Source organism: Bosea sp. NBC_00550 (genome assembly GCF_026020075.1).
Classification (GTDB): domain Bacteria; phylum Pseudomonadota; class Alphaproteobacteria; order Rhizobiales; family Beijerinckiaceae; genus Allobosea.
Window position 1 is genome coordinate 2,967,322 of record NZ_CP102772.1, and the last position, 23,282, is coordinate 2,990,603.

Sequence of the window (23,282 nt, forward strand, 5' to 3'; positions counted from 1 at the left end):
CCTCGCTCATGGCGAATGTTGTGGTGGTCGGCGCCCAGTGGGGCGACGAGGGCAAGGGCAAGATCGTCGACTGGCTGTCGAGCCAGGCCGATGTCGTCGTCAGGTTCCAAGGCGGGCATAATGCCGGCCATACGCTGGTCATCGACGGCAACGTCTACAAGCTCTCGCTGCTGCCCTCGGGCATCGTGCGTCCAGGCAAGCTCTCGGTCATCGGCAACGGCGTCGTCGTCGATCCCTGGCACCTCGTCGAGGAGATCGCCAAGCTGCGCACCCAGGGCGTCGCGATCACGCCGGACAACCTCCGCATCGCCGACAACGCCACGCTCATCCTGCCGCTGCATCGCGAGCTCGACCATTTCCGCGAGACCTCGAACGCCGGCATGAAGATCGGCACGACCAAGCGCGGCATCGGCCCGGCCTATGAGGACAAGGTCGGCCGCCGCGCCATCCGCGTCATCGACCTCAAGGACGAAGCCCTGCTCGAGGCCAAGATCGAGCGCCTGCTGGCCCATCACAACGCGCTGCGCCGCGGGCTGGGCATCGGCGAGGTCGACGCCGGGGAACTGCTCGGCCCGCTCAAGACCATCGCTCCCGAGATCCTGCCCTATGCCGACACGGTCTGGGCACTGCTCGACGCCGAGCGCCGCGCCGGCAAGCGCATCCTGTTCGAAGGCGCACAGGGCGCGCTGCTCGATGTCGACCACGGCACCTATCCCTTCGTCACCTCCTCGAACATCGTCGCCGGCCAGGCCGCGACCGGCTCGGGCCTCGGCCCCTCCGCCGTCGGCTATGTGCTCGGCATCGCCAAGGCCTACACGACCCGCGTCGGCGAAGGCCCCTTCCCGACCGAGCTCTTCGACGAGATCGGCGAGCTGATCGGCACCAAGGGCAAGGAGTTCGGCGTCGTCACCGGCCGCAAGCGCCGCTGCGGCTGGTTCGACGCCTGCCTCGTGCGCCAGACGGTGAAGACCTCCGGCATCGACGGCATCGCACTGACCAAGCTCGACATCCTCGACGGCTTCAAGGAGATCAAGGTCTGCGTCGGCTACAAGCTCGACGGCCAGGTGCTGGAGCATCTGCCGGCCGGGCAGAGCGACCAGGCTCGCGTCGAGCCGATCTACGAGACGATCGAGGGCTGGGACGGCTCAACGGCGAACGCCCGCTCCTGGGCCGACCTGCCGGCGCAGGCGATCAAGTACGTCCGCCGCATCGAGGAGCTGATCGGCGCCACCGTCGCCGTGCTCTCGACCAGCCCGGAGCGCGACGACACGATCCTCGTCCACAATCCTTTCGAGGGATAAGCGTGCCCTCCGAGGGTTGACGCAGGGCGCCATCAGCGACAAGTGAGGCCAATGGCCGACTTCTATCCTATCCTGGCGCGAGCCGTCGCCGGGTTGCCCGACAACTCTCCCGAGGCGCGCCGCGCCATCTTCGATCGGGCGCGGGCGGCTCTCGTTGCGCAATTGCGCGGTCTCGACCCGCCCCTGAGCGAGGCCGAGATCATGCGCGAGCGCCTGGCGCTCGACGAGGCCGTCGCCCGCATCGAAGCCGATCACGACGAGACGCCCGCCGCGCCGCCTGCTGCCGAAGGCCCGGTGATTCGCCCGGTGGAGGCGGTTCCGCAGCCGCCGCGGCCGCCCGAGCCGAAGAAGCAGCCGGAGTTCGCGCCGCTGCCGGCGGCCACCGGCCAGGACGAGGGCGAACCGCTTCCGGAGCCCGCCCAGCCGCAGATCGCCCGCCCGCGCGTGCTGCCGCCGCGCGAATCGCGGGTGAAACCCGGCCATATCCGCTCGGCCGTCGTGGGAGGCGTCGTCGCGATCGCCGTCGCCGCGATCGCGGCCACCGCGATCTATGTCCACAAGCTGAAGCCGCAGGACACGCCCCGCGCGAACGGCGAAACCGCCGCGCAGCAGGCGCGGCCGGCCCAGCCGGACAACGCCGGCAAGATCTCCGACCGCGTCGGCGAGGCTGGCGCGCCGGCACAGAACCGGCCCGGCAACAATGCCCCGAGCGCCGCGCAGGGTATCCCCGTGCCGCAGCCCGGCGGCGAGATCGCCGTCGCCCAGCGCGCGATCCTCTACACCGAGGTGCCCGAGAACCCGCAGCAGCCGAGGGCGGTCAACGGCCGCGTCTTCTGGCGCCTCGACAGCGAGAGCGCCGGCCAGGGCCGCCCGGTCGAGACGATCGTGCGCGCGACCGTCGAGATCCCGGATGCCGGGCTGAATCTCGATTTCACCATCCGCCGCAACACCGATTCCGCCTTCCCCGCCTCGCACATCATCGGCCTGCGCTTCACCAGCAGCGGCGACCCGGCGACGCAGGCGATCAAGGAGGTCGGCGTGCCGCAGCTCAAGACCGAGGAAGGCGAGCGCGGCGCGCCGCTCTCGGCGATCAACTCCGCGCTCGGCGACAATCTCTTCGTCGCGGCGCTGTCGAACGTGCCGGTCGAGGTCGATCGCAACGTCGATCTCATCCTCAACCGGAGCTGGATCGACGTGCCCGTGCTGTTCACCTCCGGGCGCCGCGGCATCATCACCTTCGAGAAGGGCGTCTCCGGCAGCCAGACGCTGGCCGACGCCTTCGGCCGCTGGCGGTAAAGGCCTCCGCGCCCCGGTTGTCATAACACCCCAGGGCGTTCTGACTAATCTCGGAACCGTCTCGTCATCCCGGGCTTGCCCCGGGATCCATCGGAGGGCGCCGGGGCTCTACGATGGATCCCGGATCGGCGCCGCTTCGCGGCTTGTCCGGGACGACACCGTGTTTCCGCAAGAAATCGATAAGGGGCTCAGCTCTTCCGCTCGGCCGCGAAGCGCGCGGCGGCCCTGAGGACATCGGCATCGGGGCCGAAGCCAACGAGAGCCGCAACCGCCGCGTCGCTCAACCGGTCGCGCTCGCGCTTGGCACCGTCCAGGCCGAGCGCGCCGACCAGCGTGCCCTTGCCCTTGTCCTCGTCCTTCGCGGTCGCCTTGCCCATCCGGGCCGCGTCGGATTCCACGTCGAGGATGTCGTCGGCGACCTGGAACGTCGCGCCGAGCGCCCGGCCGTACCGGCCGAGCGCCGCCAGCGCACCGGCATCGGCGCCGCCGAGCCGCGCGCCGATCTCGACGCTCGCCGCAAGCAGAGCCCCGGTCTTCATCGCCTGGAGCTGGCGGATGGCGGCCTCCGGCAGCGAAGTCTTCTCCGCCTCGAAACGCCCCTCGGCCGCGAGGTCGAGCATCTGCCCCCCGACCATGCCGCCGAGCCCGGATGCGCGCGCCAGCGTGCTCACCAGCGCGGCGCGGATCGCGCCGGAAGGATGCGTCGCCTCATCCGCCAGAACCGCGAAAGCCAGCGTCAGCAGCGCGTCGCCGGCAAGGATCGCCGTCGCCTCGTCGAAGGCCTTGTGAACCGTCGGACGGCCGCGCCGCAGGTCGTCGTCATCCATCGCCGGCAGATCGTCATGGACGAGCGAATAGCAATGCAGCAGCTCGACGGCCGCGCCCGCCCGCAGCGCCTGCTCGGTGGTGACGCCGAACAACCGCGCCGTCTCGATCGTCAGGAAGGGCCGCAGGCGCTTGCCGCCCCCCAGCGCGCCATGCCGCATCGCCGCGACGAGGCGCGGCGGGCGCAGGGTCTCGCCTTCAGCCGGCTCGGCCGAGAGCAGCGTCTCCAGCAGGGCCTCGACGGCCGCGGCATTATCCGCGAGGCGCAGGTCGAGATCGCCATGGCTGGCCGGTGATGTGACGGAACTCATGCGCGGGTCTCGCGTTCGCTGCCGGGACGGGGGCCTTGCCGGACGCTGGCGGCATCGTCAAGCTGCGCCACCATGGCGCAGGGCTTGGCGCGGGACTTGGCAGCAGGGCTCGGCCCCAAGACATCGAGCCTTGCGCCGATCGATCGACGAGGGGGACGAAGCAACGTGCTGGGCAGGATTCTCGGCCTCTGCTTCAAGTTCGCCTTCTGGCTGCTGCTGATCCTCATCGCTGCGATCGTGCTCTATCGCTTCGTGCCCGCGCCTTCGACGCTGATGCTCGGCCGCTGGCTGACGCTGCGCTCCGTCGAGCGCGAATGGGTGCCGCTGGCCCAGATCTCGCCGAATCTGATCCGCGCCGTCATCGCGTCGGAGGACCAGCGCTTCTGCAGCCATCGCGGTGTCGACTGGATCGAGCTCAATGCTGTTATGGAGGACGAGGACGGGCCCAGCCGCGGCGCCTCGACGCTGACCATGCAGACGGCCAAGAACGTCTTCCTCTGGCCCGGCCGCTCCTATATCCGCAAGGGGCTGGAAATCCCGCTGGCGATGGCGATCGATTTCGCCTGGGGCAAGCCGCGCGTCATCGAGGTCTATCTCAACGTCGCCGAATGGGGCGAAGGCCTGTTCGGGGCGGAAGCCGCCGCGCAGCGCTATTTCGGCAAGCCGGCCGCGCGCCTGACCACGGCCGAGGCCGCGCGCCTCGCCGCCGCGCTGCCGAACCCGCTTCTGCGTGACCCGGCGAAGCCGAATCGCGCCCTGCAGTCCGCCGCTGCCCGCACGCAGCGCCGGGTCGGCCAGCTGGGTACGCTGGGAGACTGCGCCGTACCCGGCTGATCCGGCCTTAATCGCTAGAAATCCGGATTCGGCACTAGCCATCGGCACCTCGAGCGTGTATGGGCAACGCCTCACGAGATTGATCCGTCGCCGTGGCGGAGGCGTGGCTTTGGCAAGCCTGCGCGTTCGGACGGCGGCACGATGGAGAGTACAATGGCCGTTCCGAAGAGAAAGACGTCGCCGTCGAAGCGTGGCATGCGCCGCTCGGCCGACGCGCTGAAGCAGCCCACCTATATCGAAGACAAGAACTCCGGCGAGCTGCGCCGTCCGCACCATGTCGACCTGAAGAGCGGCATGTATCGCGGCCGCCAGGTGCTGAAGGTCAAGGCCGACGCCTGAGGCGTTCCGGCCAGGTGCGGTAGCGATGCCGCTCCCCCGACAGAAGACGTGAACCGGCCGAGAGGCCGGTTTTTCTTTGCCTTGTAAGTGTCTGAGTCAGGCGCGGAGGCGCGGCATCCGGCGTGCGGGCACGAGCTGCGCCGCCGCCCGATAACATCCCGCAGCCGATTGGGGCGTCGCCTTCCCCCGGCGTGCGAAGGGGCCGATTTCCGCCCGTGCCGCGGCGGCCTGCAAAAGCACAAGCGCAGATGCGTTGGTGCTGACCGCACCCTGCTCCGGCCAAACGCGGGCCTCTGCCATGTATCACTCCGGCACACACAACTTGTGACGGAGCTCAGGCTGCAAATCATTGGCCAGACTTAACGCCCCATTAATCGGAATGACCGCATCGTTTCGAAGCACTTCCCATCATCCGGACAGGGCGACGAAGCACCAGAACGGCGCGGCGTGGGCTGTCTTTCCGAGGCCGAGCGATGCCCACCCCCTCGATCTTCAGCTTCCAGAATGGCGGCCCGGTTGATCCTCGCAGCATCCTCTCCTCGATCGGTGAAGTCGTTTACGGCTGGGACGTCCAGAGCGACTCCCTGAGCTGGGGCCCGAATGTCGCGGATGTGCTGGGTCCGATTCCGGCCACGGTGCTGGCGCGCGGCCTCGCCTTCGCCGGGCTGGTCGAGCCGGGCAGCGGCCCGAGCCGCTATGACGCGATCTTCGGCTCCAGCGAGCACGACCATGGCGACGGCGTGATCTACCGGACCCGCTACGCCATCGACCTCGCCGGCCGCAAGATGTGGGCCGAGGACACCGGCCGCTGGTTCACCGGCAGCGACGGCCGCCCGGCCAGTGCGCGTGGCGTCGTGAGGCTGGAGCGCGCCGCCAGGGCCGACGAGCTGGAGCAGCTAGGCAACGAGCTCTGCGACCGCCCCGCCTTGCTGGAGCACATCGATGCGGCGCTCAAGGAGCACCTCTCGGCCGAGCGGCCGGTCGTCGTGCTCGTCGCGGCGATCGACGAGCTCGCGCGCCTCAACGACGATTTCGGCCATGAGGCCACCGACGAGATCATCAGCACCGTGCATGAGCGGCTGCGCTCGGTCACGCGCCGCCGCGACCATCTCGTCCGCTATGCCGGCAACAGCTTCGCCATCTTGCTCGTCGGCTGCCCGCAGGACCAGATCGAATCGGCGGCCCGCCGCTTCATCAAGATCGTCGCCCAATCGGCGATCGAGACCGCGCGCGGCATCGCGCTCGTCCGGCTGCGCGTCGGCGCCGCCAGCGCCCCCGAGCTGGGCAACCATGGCGGCTCGCTGCTGGCCGCGGCCGAGGGAGCGCTCGCGACGGCGCGTGCCGGCGCGATCGATACCGCCGTGACCGCCAAGCCGCGCCCGCGTCGCGACACGGCCGGCGATCAGGTCGGTTTCGACGTGCAGGCCATCGCGGCGCTGAACGAGAGGCGGGTGCGCCTCGCCCTCCAGCCCGTCGTCAGAACCTGCTCACGCGAGCCCGCCTTCCACGAAGCACTGATGCGGGTCGGCCAGGGCGATACCGGGCTTTATTTCGCCTCGGCCGAGCTGGTTCCGATGCTGGAACGGCGCGGCCTCGTGCGGCTGTTCGACCATCGCGTGCTCGAGCTCGCCATGGACATGCTGCAGGACGACCCGGACCTCGTGCTGTCCGTCAACGTCTCACCGCGCTCGCTCACCGACCCCGAATGGCTCGATGCCTTCGTCGCCTGCACCACTGCGGCCACAGACGCGGCATCCCGCCTGATCGTCGAGGTCACCGAGACCGCGACGATCGAGAACCCGACGCGGATGGGCAAGCTGCTCGGACGCATCAAGGAACAGGGCGCGCGCATCGCGATCGACGATTTCGGCGCCGGCCATACCTCGCTGCGCCACCTGCGCGCCTTCCCGATCGACATCCTCAAGATCGACGGCGCCTTCACCCAGAATCTGCGGCGTTCGACCGATGACCGCTTCTATGTCCGCACGCTCATCGACCTCGCCGGCCATCTCGGCGTCGAGACGGTGGCGGAATGGGTCGATGACGAGATGCAGGCCGCCATGCTGCGCGACTGGGGCGTCACCTATCTGCAGGGGCACCTCGTCGGCCGGGCCGAGCTGCATGCGCCTTCGCAGCATGTGCGCCGGAGACTGGCCGCGGGCTGACGCGACGGCGTGGCCACACGGAGGAAGAAGGCACGCCACGCTGGCGGCTCTTCAACATCCGGCTTCAGCCATGCTCCGGGTCGGAGGCGCCCGTCGAGCGCCCCCGGATGGTCGCGTCAATTGGCAGCGAAGCAGTAAAACAGCCCGGCGCTGCCCGTGCTTTTCAGCGCATCGGGGCTGCATCCGCCGCGCGAAAGATGGGACATGTTCCAGGATTTCGAGGGCGGCGTTTCGTCGAGACCCGAGCGATCATGGTGGCCGAGCATCACCGCGCCCTCGGCGCCGCTTCTGGTATAGTTGCCGCAGGTACGATCCTCGCCTGGGCCGAACGCAGTGCCGTCGGCTTGCGAGCCCGTCAGCATATCGTGCTCATTGGGCGTGTCGCCGCGGCCTTTGACCGTTTCTCCTTTCTCGTTGAGCGCAGTCTGCTTCGTGAGATTGGTTGCGGCGCCATGCAGGTCGGCGACACTGCTGGCGATCACGGCGCCCTTGGCATTTCGCCACGGACCGGCGCCGATACGGTCACGCGCATTGACGGCGGCCACCCCGCCGGCCGCTTGCGTCGACATATAGGCCCGCCAGGTCTTGCTGCCGGCACCGACGGCCTGGGCGAGGCGCTGGCAGATCGCATCCGCACCTGCGAGGCCGCCCAGATCGGCCCCCTTCCCCGAGCCGCTGCTCGTGACGAAAAAAGTCATCTCGCTTGTCTGGGCTTGCGCTGCGCCGGCAGCGAGCGCCAGAAACCCTGCGGCGGCGACCAGCTCGATACACGCTATGCGCATCACTTCGTCCTCCCGTTCATGACCTTGTTCTTGGATACGCCTCGTCCGGTTTCCCCTCGATACCCGGTGGCTGGCCGGAATTGTCTAACACATCCACGGTTCGGGAGCGGAATCGCTACGTCACCCAAGGCCTGTTACAGACCTCGGATGAGTGCGCAGAGGCGCTTTGGCGGGCGTATTGCCTGCAATGTCTGTTGCGCCGCAATATCGAGACGGTTTAAAGGATGGGCCATAAACTCGGACCCGGTGAAATCCCGGGTGGCTCTTCCGGCCGCCGATCCGCCGGACAACGCAATCACGGACAGTTTCGGTCTCGGCCTCCGCCGGACTTCCGAGTTTGCGCGCCTCGTCCGCCACACCTGCCGGCGGGGCCTCGAAGGCTTCATTCTTCACTATGGCAATCTCTCATCTTCGCAACGAATGGGCGCCCAACGTCACGCGTGAGCTGCTGGCCGGTACGGTCGTCGCGCTCGCTTTGATTCCCGAGGCGACCGCGTTTTCGATCATCGCCGGGGTCGATCCGAAGATTGGTCTATACGCCTCCTTCTGCATCGCCGTCGTCTCGGCGTTCGCGGGTGGGCGGCCGGCGATGATCTCTGCCGCGACCGGCGCCATGGCGCTGGTCATGGTCACGTTGGTCAAGCAGCACGGCGTGCAGTACCTCTTCGCCGCAACAATCCTGACGGGCTTCTTTCAGATTGTTGCCAGCGTCCTGAAGCTCGGAAACCTCATGCGCTTCGTTTCGCTCTCGGTCGTGACCGGCTTCGTCAATGCGCTTGCGATCCTGATCTTCCTCGCGCAGATGCCGGAACTGATCGGCCGAGGACCGACTGTCTATGCGATGACGGGTATCGGCCTCGCGATGATCTATCTTCTGCCGCGGATCACGAAAGCCGTTCCATCCGCGCTGGTGACCATCGTTCTGCTCACCGCCGTGTCGATATATTTCGGCTTCGATATCCGCACGGTCGGCGACATGGGCGCGTTGCCCAGCGAACTGCCATTCTTCGCAATCCCACAGGTGCCGCTCACCGTCGAGACGCTTCAGATCATCACGCCTTATGCGCTGACCCTGGCTATGGTCGGTCTCCTGGAGAGCCTGATGACGGCTGCGATCGTTGACGAGATGACCGACACGACCTCCGACAAGAACCGGGAATGCGCCGGACAGGGCGCCGCGAACATCGTCGCCGGTCTGTTCGGAGGCATGGCGGGGTGCGCCATGATCGGCCAGTCGGTCATCAACGTCTCGTCCGGCGGGCGTGGCCGGCTCTCGACCCTGTGGGCCGGCGCCTTCCTGCTCTTCCTGATCGTCGTGCTCGGTCGCTATGTCGCGCAGATTCCAATGGCGGCGCTCGTCGCGGTGATGGTCATGGTTTCGATCAACACGTTCCAGTGGGGATCCCTACGGTCTCTTCTGGTGCATCCGAAGAGCTCCAGCTTCGTCATGCTCGGCACGGTCGCCGTCGTCGTCTGGACACATGATCTGGCGAAGGGCGTTCTGTTCGGCGTGATCCTCAGCGGACTGTTCTTTGCCCATAAGGTGACGCACTTCTTCGCCGTCGAAGCCGATCGGCAAGGGGACACCACGGTCTATCGCGTGACGGGGCAGATCTTCTTCGCGACGGCGGAGGCTTTCCACTCGGCGTTCGATTTTCGGCAGGAGGAGGTCCGACGCGTCGTGATCGATCTCAGCGCCGCGCATTTCTGGGACATCAGCGCGATCCACGCTCTCGATCGGGTTGTGCTGAAGTTCCGTCACCACGACGTCGCGGTCGATACCGTCGGAATGAACAACGCTACGGCAACCATGGTCGAGCGTCTCGCTGTGCATGACAAGGAAGGGACCAAGCTCGCTCCCGGCCATTGATCCGCCCCCGGACCAGTCCCGGCGGCTTGCAGTTCGGCCCCGCTGCAACGGAGCGCCTCGATCCCCGGTAGCCAATAAAAAAGCCGCGCCCTCTCCTGCGAGGGCGCGGCTTTGGAATCGTCGGGATCGGCTCAGCGCGTGCGGGAGAGCTTGTCCAGGCGCTCGCGCATCTCGTTGAGCTCGCGCTTGAGGTCGCCGAGGTCGCCGCTTCCCGCCTGGGCGGCAGGCTTGGCGCCTTCGGCCGCATCCTGCCGGGCCTGGGCCACCGCCGTGAAGGGGTTGAACAGCCGGAAGGCCTCGGTGAACATCTGCATGTTCGCCCGCGTCTGCGCCTGGATGGCGTCGAGCGCGTTGCCTCCGAACGGCGTGCCGCCGAAGGCCTTGGCCATCTGGTCGCGGAACTTGTTCTGATCCTTGGTCAAATTCTCCATAGAGAATTCGAGGTATCGCGGCACCAGCGCCTGCATGCTGTCGCCGTAGAACCGGATGAGCTGGCGCAGGAAAGCGATCGGTAGCAGATTCTGGCCGTCCTTTGCTTCCTCGTCGAAGATGATCTGTGCCAGCACCGAGCGCGTGATGTCCTCTCCGGACTTCGCGTCGTAGACCACGAAATCTTCGCCGCCGCGTACCAGGCCGGCGAGATCCTCAAGAGTGACGTAGGAGCTGGTGCCCGTGTGGTAGAGACGCCGGTTGGCGTATTTCTTGATGACGGTCGGTTCTTTATCGGTGGCCATCAGATCCTTCTTGACGTTGATCCGCGGCCACTGGTGATCCCGGCGTGCTCGGCGGAGCGGTCTCCCTGTCATGACGATAGCCTGTCGGTGCTGCACCGCAAGCTCTTTGAGCGCGCAGTGCAAAAATCTGTCGAAAGTGAGATGCGGCCCCTGCCTTCCGGCGTTGCCCACAGCTCCGTGTCCCGCTTCAATCCCGGAAATCGCTGCCCGCCCGTCTTGACGGCGTCGCGGCGGACTTCGAAGGTGGCGATGAGCGGCTGAACCGGCGGGAGCGGTGCGGCGGCAGTAACAACAAAGCGAGGACCTCTCTCATGGCAGACTCGGATATCGTGATCGTCAGCGCAGCGCGCACGGCGGTTGGCGCCTTCAACGGCGGCTTCGCCAACACTCCCGCCCACGAGCTTGGCGCCATCGCCATCAAGGAAGCGCTGCGGCGCGCCAAGGTCGACGGTGCCGAGGTCGACGAGCTGGTCATGGGCCAGGTGCTCGCCGCAGGCCAGGGCCAGAACCCGGCCCGCCAGGCCGCCATGGCTGCCGGCATCCCGCAGGAGAAGACCGCCTGGGGCCTCAACCAGCTCTGCGGCTCGGGCCTGCGCACCGTCGCCATCGGCCTGCAGCAGATCGCCAATGGCGATGCCGACATCATCGTCGCCGGCGGCATGGAATCGATGTCGCTCGCCCCGCATGCCTCGCATCTGCGCAACGGCACCAAGATGGGCGACACCAAGTTCGTCGACACCATGATCAAGGACGGGCTCTGGGACGCCTTCCACGGCTACCACATGGGCACGACGGCCGAGAACGTCGCGACCAAGTACCAGATCAGCCGCGAGGAGCAGGACCGCTTCGCCGTCGGCTCGCAGAACAAGGCCGAGGCCGCGCAGAAGGCCGGCCGCTTCAAGGACGAGATCGTCCCGGTGACGATCGCCTCGCGCAAGGGCGACATCATCGTCGACAGCGACGAGTATCCGCGCCACGGCGCGACGATCGAGGCCATGGCCAAGCTCCGCCCCGCCTTCTCCAAGGATGGCACGGTGACCGCCGGCAATGCCTCGGGCCTGAATGACGGCGCCGCCGCGCTCGTCGTCATGACCGCCAAGGAAGCCGCCCGCCGCGGCCTGACCCCGCTCGCCCGCATCGCCTCCTGGGCGACGGCCGGCGTCGACCCGGCGATCATGGGCACCGGCCCGATCCCCTCGACCCGCAAGGCGCTTGAGAAGGCCGGCTGGAAGGTCGGCGATCTCGATCTCGTCGAGGCCAACGAGGCCTTTGCCGCGCAGGCGCTGGCGGTCAACAAGGACCTCGGCTGGAACCCCGACATCGTCAACGTCAACGGCGGCGCCATCGCGATCGGCCACCCGATCGGCGCCTCGGGCGCCCGGGTGCTGGTCACGCTGCTGCACGAGATGGCCAAGCGCGACGCCAAGAAGGGTCTCGCCACCCTCTGCATCGGCGGCGGCATGGGCGTCGCCATGGCGGTGGAGCGTTGAGGGAAGCGCCTCTCCGATGGCGAAGCGCACCACGCTCTATCGCTACCTGACCGGACCCGATGACGCCTCGTTCTGTCATCGGGTCAGCGAGGCGCTGAGCCGCGGCTGGTCGCTCTACGGCCCGCCGTCGCTCACCTTCGACGCGGCGCAAGGCCGCGTCATCTGCGGCCAGGCCATCATCAAGGACGTGGACGAAGCCTATTCGCCCACACTGAAACTATCTGAACAATAACGGCGACAAGCCGCAGGGATTATCCAGAGGGAGATGGGTCTATGGCGAAGGTGGCATTGGTTACGGGCGGCTCGCGGGGCATCGGCGAGGCGATCTCGAAGGGCCTGAAGGCGGCCGGCTACAACGTCGCGGCGAGCTATGCCGGCAATGACGAGGCCGCGGCCAAGTTCACCGCCGAGACCGGCATCAAGACCTATAAATGGGACGTCTCGGACTACGAATCCTGCGTCGCCGGCATCGCCAAGGTCGAGGCCGATCTTGGGCCGGTCGACGTGCTCGTCAACAACGCCGGCATCACGCGCGACGGCATGTTCCACAAGATGACCAAGGAGCAGTGGGACGCGGTCATCAACACCAACCTCAACTCGCTCTTCAACATGACCCGCCCGGTCTGGGAAGGCATGCGCGCGCGCAAGTTCGGCCGCGTCATCTGCATCTCGTCGATCAACGGCCAGAAGGGCCAGATGGGCCAGGTCAACTACTCCGCCGCCAAGGCCGGCGACATCGGCTTCGTCAAGGCACTGGCACAGGAGGGCGCGCGGGCCGGCATCACGGTGAACGCGATCTGCCCCGGCTACATCGCGACCGAGATGGTCAAGGCGATCGATCCGGCCGTGATCGAGAAGTCGATCCTGCCGCATATCCCGGTCGGGCGCCTCGGCGAGCCCGCGGAAATCGCGCGGGCCGTGGTGTTCCTGGCCAGCGACGATGCGGGCTTCATCACCGGCTCGACCATCTCGGCCAATGGCGGCCAGTACCTGGCCTGATCGCCTGGATCCGCCGCTCCACTGCGGGGCGGCGGCCTTCCCCGCTCATGCCATGACGGGGCGCGGCGTGCCGTCGCTCGCGGTCGCCTCCGGCTCCTGCGAGATCGACGGATTCATCGGATCGATGACCTCGAAGGGCCGCTCGACCTTGTCCGGCGGCGCGCGCATGCGCATGCGCAGGCCGGCGACCGCCGCCAATGCGATAGCGATCGCGGCCATGAAATACAGCAGCCCGTCGATGTCGAAGCGCGCCATGATGCCGGCGCCGACAAGGGGTCCGAGCGCCGAGCCGAAGCCGCTGACCAGGATCAGGCGCCCGCTCACCGCCACCACGCGGTCCGCCGGCATCCGGTCGAGCGCATGGGCGACGCAGACCGGATAGAGCGTCGACATGAAACCGCCGAGCAGCGCCGCGACCGGCAGCACCGCCATCAGCGAGCGCGGCATCGCCACCAGCAGGATCACGGCCGCGGCATAGCCGACCGCGAGGCCGGCTAGCACGAGCCGGCGGTCGTTGCGATCCGACAAGCGTCCGACAGGCACCTGGAAGGCGAGCCCGCCGAGCACCGCGACCAGCATGAACAGAGCGATCGTCTGCTGCGGAATGCCGTTGCTGAGCATCCAGGCCGGCACCAGCGCGTAGAAGGCGCTGGTGATGACGCCGCTGACCACGCAGCCGACGACCGAGAGCGGCGCCTGGCGCGATAATTCGCCGTAGCGCAAAGTCGCCTCCGGCGCGAGGCCCGGCGCCTCCGCCCGCGTCGTGCTGACCATGATCAGCGCCAGCGCGAACAGCGCGATGATGATCTGGAACGCGCCGGCAGACTGGATCGAGAGCCGGGCGACGGCGAGCTGGCCGATCGCGAGCGCCAGGAACGTCCCGACCATATAGGTGGAGAAGACGCGGCCGCGCTGGTCCGGCACGGCCTTGGCATTGAGCCAGCTCTCCGTCGTCACGAACAGCCCGACGCAGCCGATGCCGATCACCGCCCGGCAGGCAGCCCAGACCAGCGCCGAGGTCCAGAGCGGCATCAGCGCGGTCGCGACGACGACGAGCCCGGCGAAGGCCGTGTAGGCGCGGATATGCCCGACGCGCTGGATCACCCCGCCGCTCGACACGGCGCCGATTGTGAAGCCGACGAAATAGGCGCTGAGCACGATGCCCGTCGCGGCCGGGCCGAAATCCTCGAGCGTCAGGCGCAAGGACAGGAAGGTGTTGAAGAAGCCGTTCGCGAGCTGCACCAGACTCGTCGCGGCAATCAGCGTTCCGATCTGAACCAGCATCGGCCAACCTCTCAGCAGCAGCCGAAAGCGTTCGGCCGGAGAGCGGAGAGGGCTAGCGCCCGAATGTGGGCTCAATGCGTCGAGGCCGCCGGTGATCGCCGGCGGCCTCGAAGAATGCGAGGTGAAGGGCCTGGGACGTGCTGCTTATAGACGGAACCTCGCCGTCATTCCGGGACAGGCTGCAGGCCTGAACCCGGAACCCAGAACCGATGTCCTCGATCGTTAGAGGCGCCGGAAGAAACCGGTTCATGATGGACGGCATCGGTTTTTGGTTCCGGGCTCGGCCTTTCAGGCCGCCCCGGAATGACCGAGAGGTTCCGTCTCAAGACAACAGGGTCCGGCTCAACTCTGTCGCGCGCCCTTCGGCAGCAGGAAGGTCAGCAGGCCGACAGCCGGCAGCCAGGCGCAGATCTTGAAGACCTGGATGATGCCGATCTGGTCGGCGAGCGCGCCGATGCCCGCCGCCGCGATGCCGCCGAGCCCGAAGGACAGCCCGTAGAACAGCCCGCCGACCAAGCCGACGCGATGCGGCACGAGGTCGATCGCGTAGATCAGGATCGCCGAAAAGGCGCTCGCCATGACGAAGCTGATGATGACGCTGAGCACGCCGGTCCAGAACAGGTCGGCATAGGGCAGCATCAGGGCGAAGGGCAGCGAGCCCAGGATAGAGAGCCAGATCACCCGGTCGCGGCCGATGCGGTCGCCGATCATGCCGCCGAGGATAACGCCGAGCGCCCCGACGACGAGATAGAGGAACAGCATGATCTGCGAGAGCTGCAATTCGACGCCGAAGCGCTCGATCAGGTAGAAGGTGTAGTAGGAGGTGAAGGCGGCGGTATAGCCGTTCTTCGAGATCAGCAGGACGACCAGAACCGCCATCGCCAGCAGCACGCGTCCATGCGGCAAGCCATGGCTCGCGACCTCCTCGGCATGCACCGGGGACGCTTTCTGCTCGCGGCGCATCGCCGAATAGCGCGAGCCGAGCCAGCCCATCACCAGCATCGCCACCAGCACCACGCCGGAGAACCAGGACAGGCTTTCCTGCCCGCGCGGCACGACGATCAGCGCCGCCAGCAGCGGGCCGATCGCATAGCCGATATGGCCACCGACCTGGAAGACGCCCTGCGCCAGTCCCTGCCGCCCGGCCGCGGCGTGGCGTGCCATCCGCGTCGCCTCGGGGTGGAACACGGCGGAGCCGAGCCCGATCATCGCCGCCCCGATCAGCACGACGCCGTAGCTATGGGCAAAGGAGAGCAGCAGCAGCCCCGACAGCGTGGCGCACATGCCGGCGACCATCGCATAAGGCCAGGGCCGGCGGTCGGTGACGTAGCCGAGCAGCGGCTGCAGCAGCGACGACGTCACCTGGAAAGCGAGCGTAATCAGGCCGATCTGCACGAAATCGAGCTGATACGTCTCCTTGATCAGCGGATAGAGCGCCGGGATCATCGACTGAACGAGGTCGTTCAGCAGATGTGCCAGGCTCAGCGCGGCCAGAACCGGCATCAGCGGACGACGGGCGACGGATTGCATCGGGATCGTGGTCATAAAGCAGGCAATGAGCCGCCTTGCGCGCGCGGTCAACGCTGCCCGGAGCATGGCGCCTATCGCCGGGAAGCCGTGCTGCGACGCAACAGCAGCCGTCATGCTCGGGCTTGACCCGAGCATCTCGTGCAGAAGGAGGTTCTGATAGCTGCCTGTCTCGAGATTCTCGGGTCGGCGCTTCGCTCCGCCCGAGAATGACGACAGAGGTCAATCGGAAAGACCGCCTCCAATATCGGCAAGCCCCGCGAAACCTGCTATCGCCGCGGAATTCCGACATCGCCGAGCCGCTATGACCTCCCGCCCCGCGACCCTCATCGGCTTCTGCGCGATCCTGCTCTGGTCGACGCTCGCGCTGTTCACGGCGATGTCGGGCCGCGTGCCGCCCTTCCAGCTCGTCGCCATGACCTTCGTCATCGGCGGGCTATTGATCCTGGCGATCACGGCGCTGCGCGGACAGCTCTCCCGCATCAAACCGACGCCGGCCTCCTTCGCGCTCGGGCTCTACGGCCCGTTCGGCGACACCGCCCTCTACTACGCCGCCGTGAAGACGGCACCGCCGGCCGAGGCCAACCTGATCCACTATCTCTGGCCGCTGCTGATCGTGCTCTTCGCCGCGCTGCTGCCGGGCGGCAGATTGAAGCCACGCCATCTCGTGGGCGCATTGATCGGACTCGTCGCGACGGGCCTGCTGGTTTCAGGCGGGCTCCGAACCGGCGGCGGCCTCGCGCTCGGGCATATGCTGGCCGCGCTCGGCGCCCTCGTCTGGGCGAGCTATTCGGTGATGTCCCGCCGCTTCGCCAACGTGCCTTCGGAAAGCCTCTGCATCACCATGCTCGGCTGCGCTGTGCCGGCGCTCGCCTGCCATTTCGCCTTCGAGACGACGCTCTGGTCGCTGACATCGATCGAATGGGCGGGCGTGCTCGGCCTCGGCCTGGGCTCGATCGGCCTCGCCTTCGTCGTCTGGGATGTCGGCATGAAGCAGGGCGACGTCGCCCTGCTCGGCGTCGCCTCCTACGCCGCGCCGGTGCTCTCGACGCTGGTCCTCGTGCTCTTCTGCTATGCCGAGGCAAGCTGGCTGCTTGCCGCCTCCTGCGCGCTCATCGTCTTCGGCGCGCTGGTGGCGAGCGCGAGTGGGCGGAAGGCTTAGATGGGCGTCATGCTCGGGCTTGACCCGAGCATCTCGTGACGCGGAAGCTCCCGCTCCTCATTCTGCAAGAGATTCTCTGGTCGAAGCTTAGCCTCGCCCGAGAATGACGCCCCGGGACCCAGGCATGACCGCGCGCTGCTCCCTCAATTCCGCCTGAGCAGCCGCTCCAGATAATCCAGCTCTTCCGATGGCCGCAGCGGGTCTCCGAGGCGCTTGCGCAGCTCTTCGAGGATGCGCCGCGCCCGCTGGGTCGCGCTCTCGTCGGCGCCGGGCACGCGCACGCGGCCATCGGCCCAGTCGCGCTGGCGCTGCGGCCGGCCGAGCGGATCCTCGCTGCCGCGCTGCTGTGCCGAAGGCCGGCCGGCGGGGCGCCCGTCCGGCTCGCCATAAGCCTGCCCCTCGCCCTCGCCTTCGCCGGGCTGGCCCTGCTGCATCTGCTGGGCGAGATTCTGGCCGCCGCGGCGCAGCGCGTCGAGCGCCCTGCCCTGAGCGTCCAGCGCTTCCTCGCCCTGGCCCTGGCCGAGCTGCCCTTCCGCCTCGCGCATCGCGTCCTCGGCCTCGCCGAGCTCGCCATTCTGCGGCGCGCCCATGCCGCGCATCCGGCGCTGGAGATCCTGCAGCCGTTCGCGCAGGGCCTGCTGGCGCTGGGAGAGCCCCTGCCCGCCCTGCCCCTGGCCGTTCTGGCCCTGCATGCCCTCGCCGCCTTCGCCGTCCTCACCCTGCTCGCCCGGCTGTTGTCCAGGCTGCTGGCCGCGCTGTCCCTGTTGACCGCGCTGGCCCTGCTGCCCTTGCTGGCCGCGCTGGCCCGGCCGCGCCTGCTGCTGGCCCGGGCGCTGGCCCCGCTGGGTCTGTCCCTGCCGGCGCTGCTCGTTCTGATAATTCTCGTCGCGCAGGTTCTGCTGCTCGCGCGTCATCCGGTCGAGATCGCCGAGCGCCTGGTTCATCTGGTTCTGGCGCGGATCGCGCTGGCCGGGCCGTGCCATCTGCAGATTGTTGAGCATCTGGTTGAGCTGTTCCATCAGGCGCTGCGCCTCGGCCATGTCGCCGCGCTTGGAGAGCTCCTCGATGCGGTCGAGCATGTTCTGCAGGTCGCGCGGCGTCACCGTGCGGAAGTTCTCGGGCAGCTGTGCCTGGTTCTGCTCGCCGTTCTGCTGCTGCTGGCGCATCATCTGCTCGGCGAGCTGGCGCATGAAATTGTCCATCGCCCGGCGCATCTCGTCGGTGAGCTTCTTGATCTCCTCCTCGGAAGCGCCGCGCTCCAGCGCCTGCTGCAGGTTCTCCTGCGCCTGCCTGAGCGCCCGCTCTGCATCGGACATGTCGCCGTCCTCGAGCTGCAGCGCCATCGCCCACATCAGCTCGGAGACTTCGCGCAATTCGTCGTCGCCGCCGGCCCGGCGCAGCCGCTCGCCCAGCATGCGCATGCCCAGATAGACGCCGGTCTCCTTCATGAAGAGATCGGGCTCGATCAGCAGCGCATCCATGGCGAACTGGACCTTGGTGCGGTCCTCGACATTCATGACGAGCTTGCGCCGCTGCTCGACCAGCGCCTTGGCGATCGGCTTGGTGAAGGTGCGCTGCGGCAGCACGACCTCGACCGGCTCGCTGCGGCCCTCCTGCCCGGCCTCGTCCCTGGCGATCAGGACCATGCGGACCTTGGCGCCGGCCCAGGGATGGGCGGAGAAATCGACCGTGCTCTTCAGCTCCTCGTCGCCCGCGGAGGAGGACGGCACGGCGAGGTTCTGCTTCGGCGGCTCGACCAGCGAGCGCCCGCCCGCAGCCGGATCGGGACGAGAGACGGTCGCCTCGATCGAGGCGATGCCGTAATCGTCCCTGGCTTTGTAGGTGATGCCGAGCCCGCCGGACTGCGCGCCCGTCACCGGCTTCGGCGGATCGGTGAAGGCGATGGTCGGCGGCTGGTCGGCGATGGCCGTGATGTTCAGCGTCGTGCCGGGAGCACCGCTGCCGGTGAGCTTCAGCGTGCCGTTGCCGGCCAGCGTGAAGCGCTTCTCCAGCACCGCCTGCTGCGGCCCTGCCGGCTGTGCCGGCCTCGCGGGGGCGGCGTCCTTGGCAGCGGCATCCTTGGCGGCGGCATCCTTGCCCTCGCCCTCCTTGGCCTCCGGCTTGACCAGTTCGAGCCGCCCGGTCGTGGCGACGTCCATGCTGGTCTTGCCGGCGATGCGAACGACGATGATCGACTTCTCGGGCGCGTGGAGATTGGGGCTCGCCAGCTTGGCGAAATCGATCAGGATCGGCGGCAGGCGGGTATAGGCCGGCGGGTCGATCCAGGCGTCGATGCGGGTCGAGGGCGCGCTGCCGGGCGGCCCCTTCCAGTCGAAGGCGGCAGAGAGGCGCTGCGTCGCTTCAGGGCCCGCGACGAAGAAGGCGGTTACGGCGGCGAGCAGCGGCACGGCGCGCAACGCGCGCTTGTCATGCCGAGCCATCAAAGGCTGCGGCGGCGCGACCCGCAGAGCCGCGACCTGGCGGCTCTGGCGCTCGACATGCAGCTTCCACAGGGCCTGCGAGACGGGATCGGCCGAGCCGATGGAGAGGTTGTCCTCCAGCGCCGAGGCCGGGCGATGCCCGCCGGCGAAGGAACGATCCAGCCTCGTCAGCGCGTCGCGATGCGTCGGCAGGACGAGCCGGGCGACATGCCAGAGGCTGCCGATCAGCGCCCCCGCGAAGATTAGAACGCCGACGATCCGCCCATACCAGGGCAGATGCGTCCAAAGACCGAACCAGGACAATGCGAGGAAGGCGAGAAGCACGGCGAGCGTCAGCCAGAGCCGCGGCCACAGCCGTTCCCAGCCGAGCGAAGCACGCGAAGCCAGCGCGAGACGGCGGAGCCGCTGCCGGATGCCGTCGATCGTATCGGGCGCCTTGCGGCGCTCTGCCTCGCTCATGCCATCGCTCCGGGCCGCCCCCATTCCTGTCCGATCTCGCCTGACCCGGTCAGGCTAGCACGGGAACGTGGCATTGCCAGCGCGAAGACGGCCTTTGCAACAAGCTCGACGTTTCGTGAACGGAGAGAGCCCCGTCATGCTCGGACTTGACCCGAGCATCTCCGCGACCAGAGCCCGCTGGCCATGAGATTCTCGGGTCAAGCCCCAGAATGACGCTGGAATCTACGCGAACCAGCCCGGCAGGCGGTCCGTGCCGATGAGCTCCTCATAGCTCTGGCGCGGGCGCGTCACGGCGTAGTCGTCGCCCTTGACCATGACCTCGGCCACCAGCAGGCGCTGGTTGTAGGTCGAGGACATCGAGGCGCCGTAGGCACCGGCGGTCATGAAGGCGACGAGGTCGTTCTGCCCGAGCTGCGACAGGACACGGCCGGTGGTGAAGGTGTCGCCCGATTCGCAGATCGGACCGACCACGTCATAGGCCACCTCGGGCCCGCCGATCGCCGGCTCCGTCACCGGCCAGATCTCGTGATAGGCCTCGTACATCGCTGGCCGCACCAGATCGTTCATCGCCGCATCGACGACGAGGAACTGCTTGGTCGGGCGCTGATTGAGATGCAGCACCCGCGTCAACAGGATGCCGGCATTGCCGACGATGAGCCGGCCCGGCTCAAAGCCGAGCTCGACATCGAGCCCCTTGGTCAGCTTGGCGACCATCTCGGCATAGGCGTCGATCAGCCCCGGCCCATAATCGAAGGTCTTCGGGATGTCGTAGGGGATGCCAAGCCCGCCGCCGAGATCGAGCCGGTCGACGCGGTGGCCCTCGCCCTTCAGCGAACCGACCAGCGCGACCATCTTGCCATAGGCCGCCTCGAAGGCGTCGATCTCACGAATCTGGCTGCCGATATGGACCGCGAGCCCCATGATCCGCACGCCCGGCATGTTCGCCCGTGCGTAAAGCCGCCCGACCTCCTCGAAGGAGACGCCGAACTTGTTCTCGGAGGAGCCGGTGGTGATCTTGGCATGGCCGCCGGCGCCGATATCGGGATTGACCCGGAACACCGCCTCCTGCCGCTTGCCCAGCGAAGCCGAAACCCTGGACAGCAGGTCGAGCTCGCTCTCGCTCTCGATATTGACCTGGTAGATTCCGGCCTCGACGGCGAAGCGCAATTCCTGCTCGCTCTTGCCGACGCCCGAGAACACGATCTTCTCCGGCGGGATGCCGGCGGCGAGCGCCTTGCGCACCTCGCCTTCCGAGACGGTGTCGATGCCGGCCCCAAGCGCGCCCAGCGTCCTGAGCACACCGAGATTGCCGTTCGCCTTCATGGCGTAGAAGACATGGGTCTTGCCGGCCGGCGCGGTCTTCTTCACCGCCGCCTCGAACAGCTTGTAGTGCCGCTCGATCGTCGACGTCGAATAGACATAGACCGGCGTGCCGACCTCGGCCGCGATGCGCTGGAGATCGACGCCCTCGGCATGGAGCGAGCCGTCGCGATAGGCGAAATGATGCATGGACTTGAGCTCGCAATGATAAATGCGGGGACCCCGTCGTCATTCCCGGGCGAAGCGAAGCGCAGACCCGGGAATCTCTATGAAGAGATGCTCGGGTCAAGCCCGAGCATGACGCATGAACCGGTGCCGCCGCGACCGAGGGATCGATTACATCAGCGGGTCGAGGATGAACGGCTTGTTCGGCACGACGATCGCCTTGTTGGCCTTGGCAGGCTTGGCCAGCACAGAGGTCGAACCATAGGAGGCAGTGTCGTTCGACTGCCCGCCGATCTGGTCGTCGGGCAGGTCGATGGCGCCCGTGGCGTTCGGCGGCGCCTCCAGCGGCCCCTTGCGCCCGCAGGCAGCGAGCGCAACGGCCAGCAGGCCGACGACCAACAGGGTGCGGCCGAATTTCAGGCGGGAATCAAGCACGAAGACGAACCCTCGGAACGAAGCGTGGCGGGACAGTAGCGGAGGATGCGGCGGAGTGCGAGGCTCTCGGGAGCGTCATTCTCGGGCAAGCGGAGCGCCGACCCGAGAATCTCTTGCGGGAGATGCTCGGGTCAAGCCCGAGCATGACGTGTTACTTGGAGAGCTGCTTCAGCCAGCGCCGCGCCTGCTTGCGCACATTGGCCGGCGCCGTGCCGCCATAGCTGACGCGGCTCTTCACCGATTGCTCGACGCCGAGCACGGCGAAGACGGCCTCGGTGATCTGCGGCTCCACCGCCTGCATCTCAGCGAGCGTGAGCTTCTCCAGCCCGACCTTCTTCTCGGAGGCGATGCCGACGAGGCGCCCGGTAACGTGGTGCGCGTCGCGGAACGGCATCTTCAGCACGCGCACCAGCCAGTCAGCGAGGTCGGTGGCAGTCGCATAGCCGAGGCCTGCCGCCTTCTTCATCACCTTGAGGTCCGGCTGCATGTCGCGGACCATGCCGGCGGTGGCGGCGAGGCAGAGCGACAGCGTCTGCAAGGCGTCGAAGGTGCCTTCCTTGTCTTCCTGCATGTCCTTGGAATAGGTCAGCGGCAGGCCCTTCATCATCGTCAGCAGCGCCTGGAGCGCGCCGAAGACGCGCCCCGCCTTGCCGCGCACCAGCTCGGCCGCGTCGGGGTTGCGCTTCTGCGGCATGATCGAGGATCCCGTCGAGAAGGCGTCGGAGAGCCGGACGAAGCCGAACTGCGGCGTCGACCAGAGCACGATCTCCTCGGCGAAGCGCGACAGATGCATCGCGCAGATCGAGGCGGCCGAGAGCGTTTCCAGCACGAAATCGCGGTCCGAGACCGAATCGAGCGAGTTCGCCGTGGGGCGGTCGAAGCCGAGCGCCTTCGCCGTCATGTGCCGGTCGATCGGGAAGGAGGTGCCGGCGAGCGCCGCCGCGCCGAGCGGGCATTCGTTGAGACGCGCGCGCGCGTCGCGGATGCGGCCGCGGTCGCGGGAGAGCATCTCGACATAGGCGAGCAGGTGATGGCCGAAGGTGACCGGCTGCGCCGATTGCAGATGGGTGAAGCCCGGCATCACCGCGCCGGCATAGGTGTCGGCCTTCTCTGCCAGAGCCTGCTGGAGATCGGCCATCTGGCCGTCGATCTCCTCGAGCGTGTCGCGCACCCACAGCCGCATGTCGGTCGCGACCTGGTCGTTGCGCGAGCGGGCGGTATGCAGTCGGCCGGCGGCGGCGCCGATCTTGTCCTTGAGGTTCGATTCGACGTTCATGTGAACGTCTTCGAGCGCGCGCGAAAACGTGAAGGCGCCGCTCTCGATCTCGCCCTCGACCTGCTTGAGGCCGGCCGTGATGGTCGCGACGTCGTCCCTGGTCAGGATGCCAGTCTCGGCCAGCATGGCCGCATGAGCGAGCGAGCCGCGGATATCCTGCCGCCAGAGCTTCTTGTCGAAATCGATGGAGGCGTTGATCTCCTCCATGATGGCGTCGGGACCTGTGGCGAAACGCCCACCCCACATGCGGTTGCTCACGGCGGTCTT

At 67.6% G+C, this 23,282-nt stretch carries 19 protein-coding genes and 1 other annotated feature; of the genes, 10 read left to right on the top strand and 9 right to left on the bottom strand.

All coding sequences use genetic code 11. The annotated features are described in order from the left end of the window. Positions 1-8: 8 nt before the first annotated feature. Both NWE53_RS14265 and NWE53_RS14270 read left to right on the top strand, forming a co-directional pair. Positions 9-1,301: an adenylosuccinate synthase gene (locus NWE53_RS14265; RefSeq protein ID WP_265050048.1), complete on the top strand. Its 1,293-nt coding sequence runs from the start codon at positions 9-11 to the stop codon at positions 1,299-1,301. 51 nt (positions 1,302-1,352) lie between these two features. Further along, the gene (locus NWE53_RS14270; RefSeq protein ID WP_265050049.1) at positions 1,353-2,597 is read left to right on the top strand and encodes a histidine kinase; all 1,245 of its coding nucleotides are present in this window, start codon (positions 1,353-1,355) and stop codon (positions 2,595-2,597) included. A gap of 188 nt (positions 2,598-2,785) precedes the next feature. Here NWE53_RS14270 and NWE53_RS14275 read toward each other — a convergent pair whose 3' ends face one another. Further along, entirely contained in the window at positions 2,786-3,733 is a 948-nt protein-coding gene (locus NWE53_RS14275; protein ID WP_265050050.1) for a polyprenyl synthetase family protein, read from the bottom strand. Between the two features lie 168 nt (positions 3,734-3,901). On the opposite strand from NWE53_RS14275, the gene mtgA reads away from it, so the two are divergent. From mtgA to NWE53_RS14290, 3 genes are all read left to right on the top strand, one after another. Next, the gene (gene mtgA, locus NWE53_RS14280; RefSeq protein ID WP_442865032.1) at positions 3,902-4,567 is read left to right on the top strand and encodes a monofunctional biosynthetic peptidoglycan transglycosylase; all 666 of its coding nucleotides are present in this window, start codon (positions 3,902-3,904) and stop codon (positions 4,565-4,567) included. Positions 4,568-4,720: 153 nt separating this feature from the next. Beyond that, positions 4,721-4,906 carry a 50S ribosomal protein L32 gene (rpmF, locus tag NWE53_RS14285; protein ID WP_265050052.1) on the top strand — a complete coding sequence of 62 codons (186 nt, stop codon included), beginning with the start codon at positions 4,721-4,723 and terminating at the stop codon, positions 4,904-4,906. 473 nt (positions 4,907-5,379) lie between these two features. After that, entirely contained in the window at positions 5,380-7,071 is a 1,692-nt protein-coding gene (locus NWE53_RS14290) for an EAL domain-containing protein (protein WP_265050053.1), read from the top strand. A gap of 116 nt (positions 7,072-7,187) precedes the next feature. On the opposite strand, the gene NWE53_RS14295 is transcribed toward NWE53_RS14290, so the two are convergent. After that, complete coding sequence (locus NWE53_RS14295) at positions 7,188-7,853, bottom strand: hypothetical protein (RefSeq protein WP_265050054.1); 666 nt, start codon at positions 7,851-7,853, stop codon at positions 7,188-7,190. Between the two features lie 236 nt (positions 7,854-8,089). Then, positions 8,090-8,145, top strand: a sequence feature (sul1 is cis-regulatory element that is thought to sense ions involved in sulfur or methionine metabolism; They are found in Alphaproteobacteria). 102 nt (positions 8,146-8,247) lie between these two features. Between NWE53_RS14295 and NWE53_RS14300 the strand changes: the two genes are divergently transcribed. Further along, positions 8,248-9,723 carry a SulP family inorganic anion transporter gene (locus NWE53_RS14300; RefSeq protein ID WP_265050055.1) on the top strand — a complete coding sequence of 492 codons (1,476 nt, stop codon included), beginning with the start codon at positions 8,248-8,250 and terminating at the stop codon, positions 9,721-9,723. 131 nt (positions 9,724-9,854) lie between these two features. Here the strand turns inward: NWE53_RS14300 and phaR are convergent, their stop codons facing one another. After that, positions 9,855-10,457 (bottom strand): polyhydroxyalkanoate synthesis repressor PhaR, encoded by a 603-nt coding sequence (gene phaR, locus NWE53_RS14305; protein WP_265054912.1) that lies wholly within the window; start codon positions 10,455-10,457, stop codon positions 9,855-9,857. 311 nt (positions 10,458-10,768) lie between these two features. Between phaR and NWE53_RS14310 the strand changes: the two genes are divergently transcribed. The 3 genes from NWE53_RS14310 to phbB are packed head-to-tail and all read left to right on the top strand — an operon-like array spanning position 10,769 to position 12,946. Further along, a complete protein-coding gene (locus NWE53_RS14310; RefSeq protein ID WP_265050056.1) occupies positions 10,769-11,947 on the top strand; it encodes an acetyl-CoA C-acetyltransferase in 1,179 nt (392 codons plus the stop codon). A 16-nt stretch (positions 11,948-11,963) separates the two neighbouring features. Next, positions 11,964-12,179 (top strand): DUF1737 domain-containing protein, encoded by a 216-nt coding sequence (locus NWE53_RS14315; protein WP_265050057.1) that lies wholly within the window; start codon positions 11,964-11,966, stop codon positions 12,177-12,179. A 41-nt stretch (positions 12,180-12,220) separates the two neighbouring features. Continuing rightward, positions 12,221-12,946 (top strand): acetoacetyl-CoA reductase, encoded by a 726-nt coding sequence (gene phbB / locus NWE53_RS14320; RefSeq protein WP_265050058.1) that lies wholly within the window; start codon positions 12,221-12,223, stop codon positions 12,944-12,946. A gap of 45 nt (positions 12,947-12,991) precedes the next feature. Here the strand turns inward: phbB and NWE53_RS14325 are convergent, their stop codons facing one another. Together NWE53_RS14325 and NWE53_RS14330 are read right to left on the bottom strand one after the other, a co-directional pair. Next, the gene (locus NWE53_RS14325) at positions 12,992-14,230 is read right to left on the bottom strand and encodes an MFS transporter (protein WP_265050059.1); all 1,239 of its coding nucleotides are present in this window, start codon (positions 14,228-14,230) and stop codon (positions 12,992-12,994) included. 342 nt (positions 14,231-14,572) lie between these two features. Beyond that, positions 14,573-15,775, bottom strand: a complete 1,203-nt coding sequence (locus NWE53_RS14330; protein WP_265054913.1) for an MFS transporter — start codon at positions 15,773-15,775, stop codon at positions 14,573-14,575. A 286-nt stretch (positions 15,776-16,061) separates the two neighbouring features. Here NWE53_RS14330 and yddG point away from each other — a divergent pair, with 286 nt between their 5' ends. After that, entirely contained in the window at positions 16,062-16,919 is an 858-nt protein-coding gene (gene yddG, locus NWE53_RS14335; RefSeq protein WP_265050060.1) for an aromatic amino acid exporter YddG, read from the top strand. A gap of 143 nt (positions 16,920-17,062) precedes the next feature. Here yddG and NWE53_RS14340 read toward each other — a convergent pair whose 3' ends face one another. The 4 genes from NWE53_RS14340 to argH form a co-directional block, all read right to left on the bottom strand. Beyond that, positions 17,063-19,819 carry a TIGR02302 family protein gene (locus NWE53_RS14340; RefSeq protein WP_265050061.1) on the bottom strand — a complete coding sequence of 919 codons (2,757 nt, stop codon included), beginning with the start codon at positions 19,817-19,819 and terminating at the stop codon, positions 17,063-17,065. Between the two features lie 222 nt (positions 19,820-20,041). Next, positions 20,042-21,328 carry a diaminopimelate decarboxylase gene (lysA, locus tag NWE53_RS14345; protein WP_265050062.1) on the bottom strand — a complete coding sequence of 429 codons (1,287 nt, stop codon included), beginning with the start codon at positions 21,326-21,328 and terminating at the stop codon, positions 20,042-20,044. A 147-nt stretch (positions 21,329-21,475) separates the two neighbouring features. Continuing rightward, positions 21,476-21,739: an LPS translocon maturation chaperone LptM gene (gene lptM / locus NWE53_RS14350; RefSeq protein ID WP_265050063.1), complete on the bottom strand. Its 264-nt coding sequence runs from the start codon at positions 21,737-21,739 to the stop codon at positions 21,476-21,478. A gap of 151 nt (positions 21,740-21,890) precedes the next feature. Continuing rightward, positions 21,891-23,273: an argininosuccinate lyase gene (gene argH, locus NWE53_RS14355; protein ID WP_265050064.1), complete on the bottom strand. Its 1,383-nt coding sequence runs from the start codon at positions 23,271-23,273 to the stop codon at positions 21,891-21,893. Positions 23,274-23,282 lie beyond the last annotated feature (9 nt).

Coding starts and splice junctions, on each gene's coding strand:
- NWE53_RS14265 (WP_265050048.1), top strand. CDS start 9: ATGGCGAATGTTGTGGTGGTCGGCGCCCAGTGGGGCGACGAGGGCAAG.
- NWE53_RS14270 (WP_265050049.1), top strand. CDS start 1,353: ATGGCCGACTTCTATCCTATCCTGGCGCGAGCCGTCGCCGGGTTGCCC.
- NWE53_RS14275 (WP_265050050.1), bottom strand. CDS start 3,733: ATGAGTTCCGTCACATCACCGGCCAGCCATGGCGATCTCGACCTGCGC.
- rpmF (WP_265050052.1), top strand. CDS start 4,721: ATGGCCGTTCCGAAGAGAAAGACGTCGCCGTCGAAGCGTGGCATGCGC.
- NWE53_RS14290 (WP_265050053.1), top strand. CDS start 5,380: ATGCCCACCCCCTCGATCTTCAGCTTCCAGAATGGCGGCCCGGTTGAT.
- NWE53_RS14295 (WP_265050054.1), bottom strand. CDS start 7,853: ATGCGCATAGCGTGTATCGAGCTGGTCGCCGCCGCAGGGTTTCTGGCG.
- NWE53_RS14300 (WP_265050055.1), top strand. CDS start 8,248: ATGGCAATCTCTCATCTTCGCAACGAATGGGCGCCCAACGTCACGCGT.
- phaR (WP_265054912.1), bottom strand. CDS start 10,457: ATGGCCACCGATAAAGAACCGACCGTCATCAAGAAATACGCCAACCGG.
- NWE53_RS14310 (WP_265050056.1), top strand. CDS start 10,769: ATGGCAGACTCGGATATCGTGATCGTCAGCGCAGCGCGCACGGCGGTT.
- NWE53_RS14315 (WP_265050057.1), top strand. CDS start 11,964: ATGGCGAAGCGCACCACGCTCTATCGCTACCTGACCGGACCCGATGAC.
- phbB (WP_265050058.1), top strand. CDS start 12,221: ATGGCGAAGGTGGCATTGGTTACGGGCGGCTCGCGGGGCATCGGCGAG.
- NWE53_RS14325 (WP_265050059.1), bottom strand. CDS start 14,230: ATGCTGGTTCAGATCGGAACGCTGATTGCCGCGACGAGTCTGGTGCAG.
- NWE53_RS14330 (WP_265054913.1), bottom strand. CDS start 15,775: ATGACCACGATCCCGATGCAATCCGTCGCCCGTCGTCCGCTGATGCCG.
- yddG (WP_265050060.1), top strand. CDS start 16,062: ATGACCTCCCGCCCCGCGACCCTCATCGGCTTCTGCGCGATCCTGCTC.
- NWE53_RS14340 (WP_265050061.1), bottom strand. CDS start 19,819: ATGAGCGAGGCAGAGCGCCGCAAGGCGCCCGATACGATCGACGGCATC.
- lysA (WP_265050062.1), bottom strand. CDS start 21,328: ATGCATCATTTCGCCTATCGCGACGGCTCGCTCCATGCCGAGGGCGTC.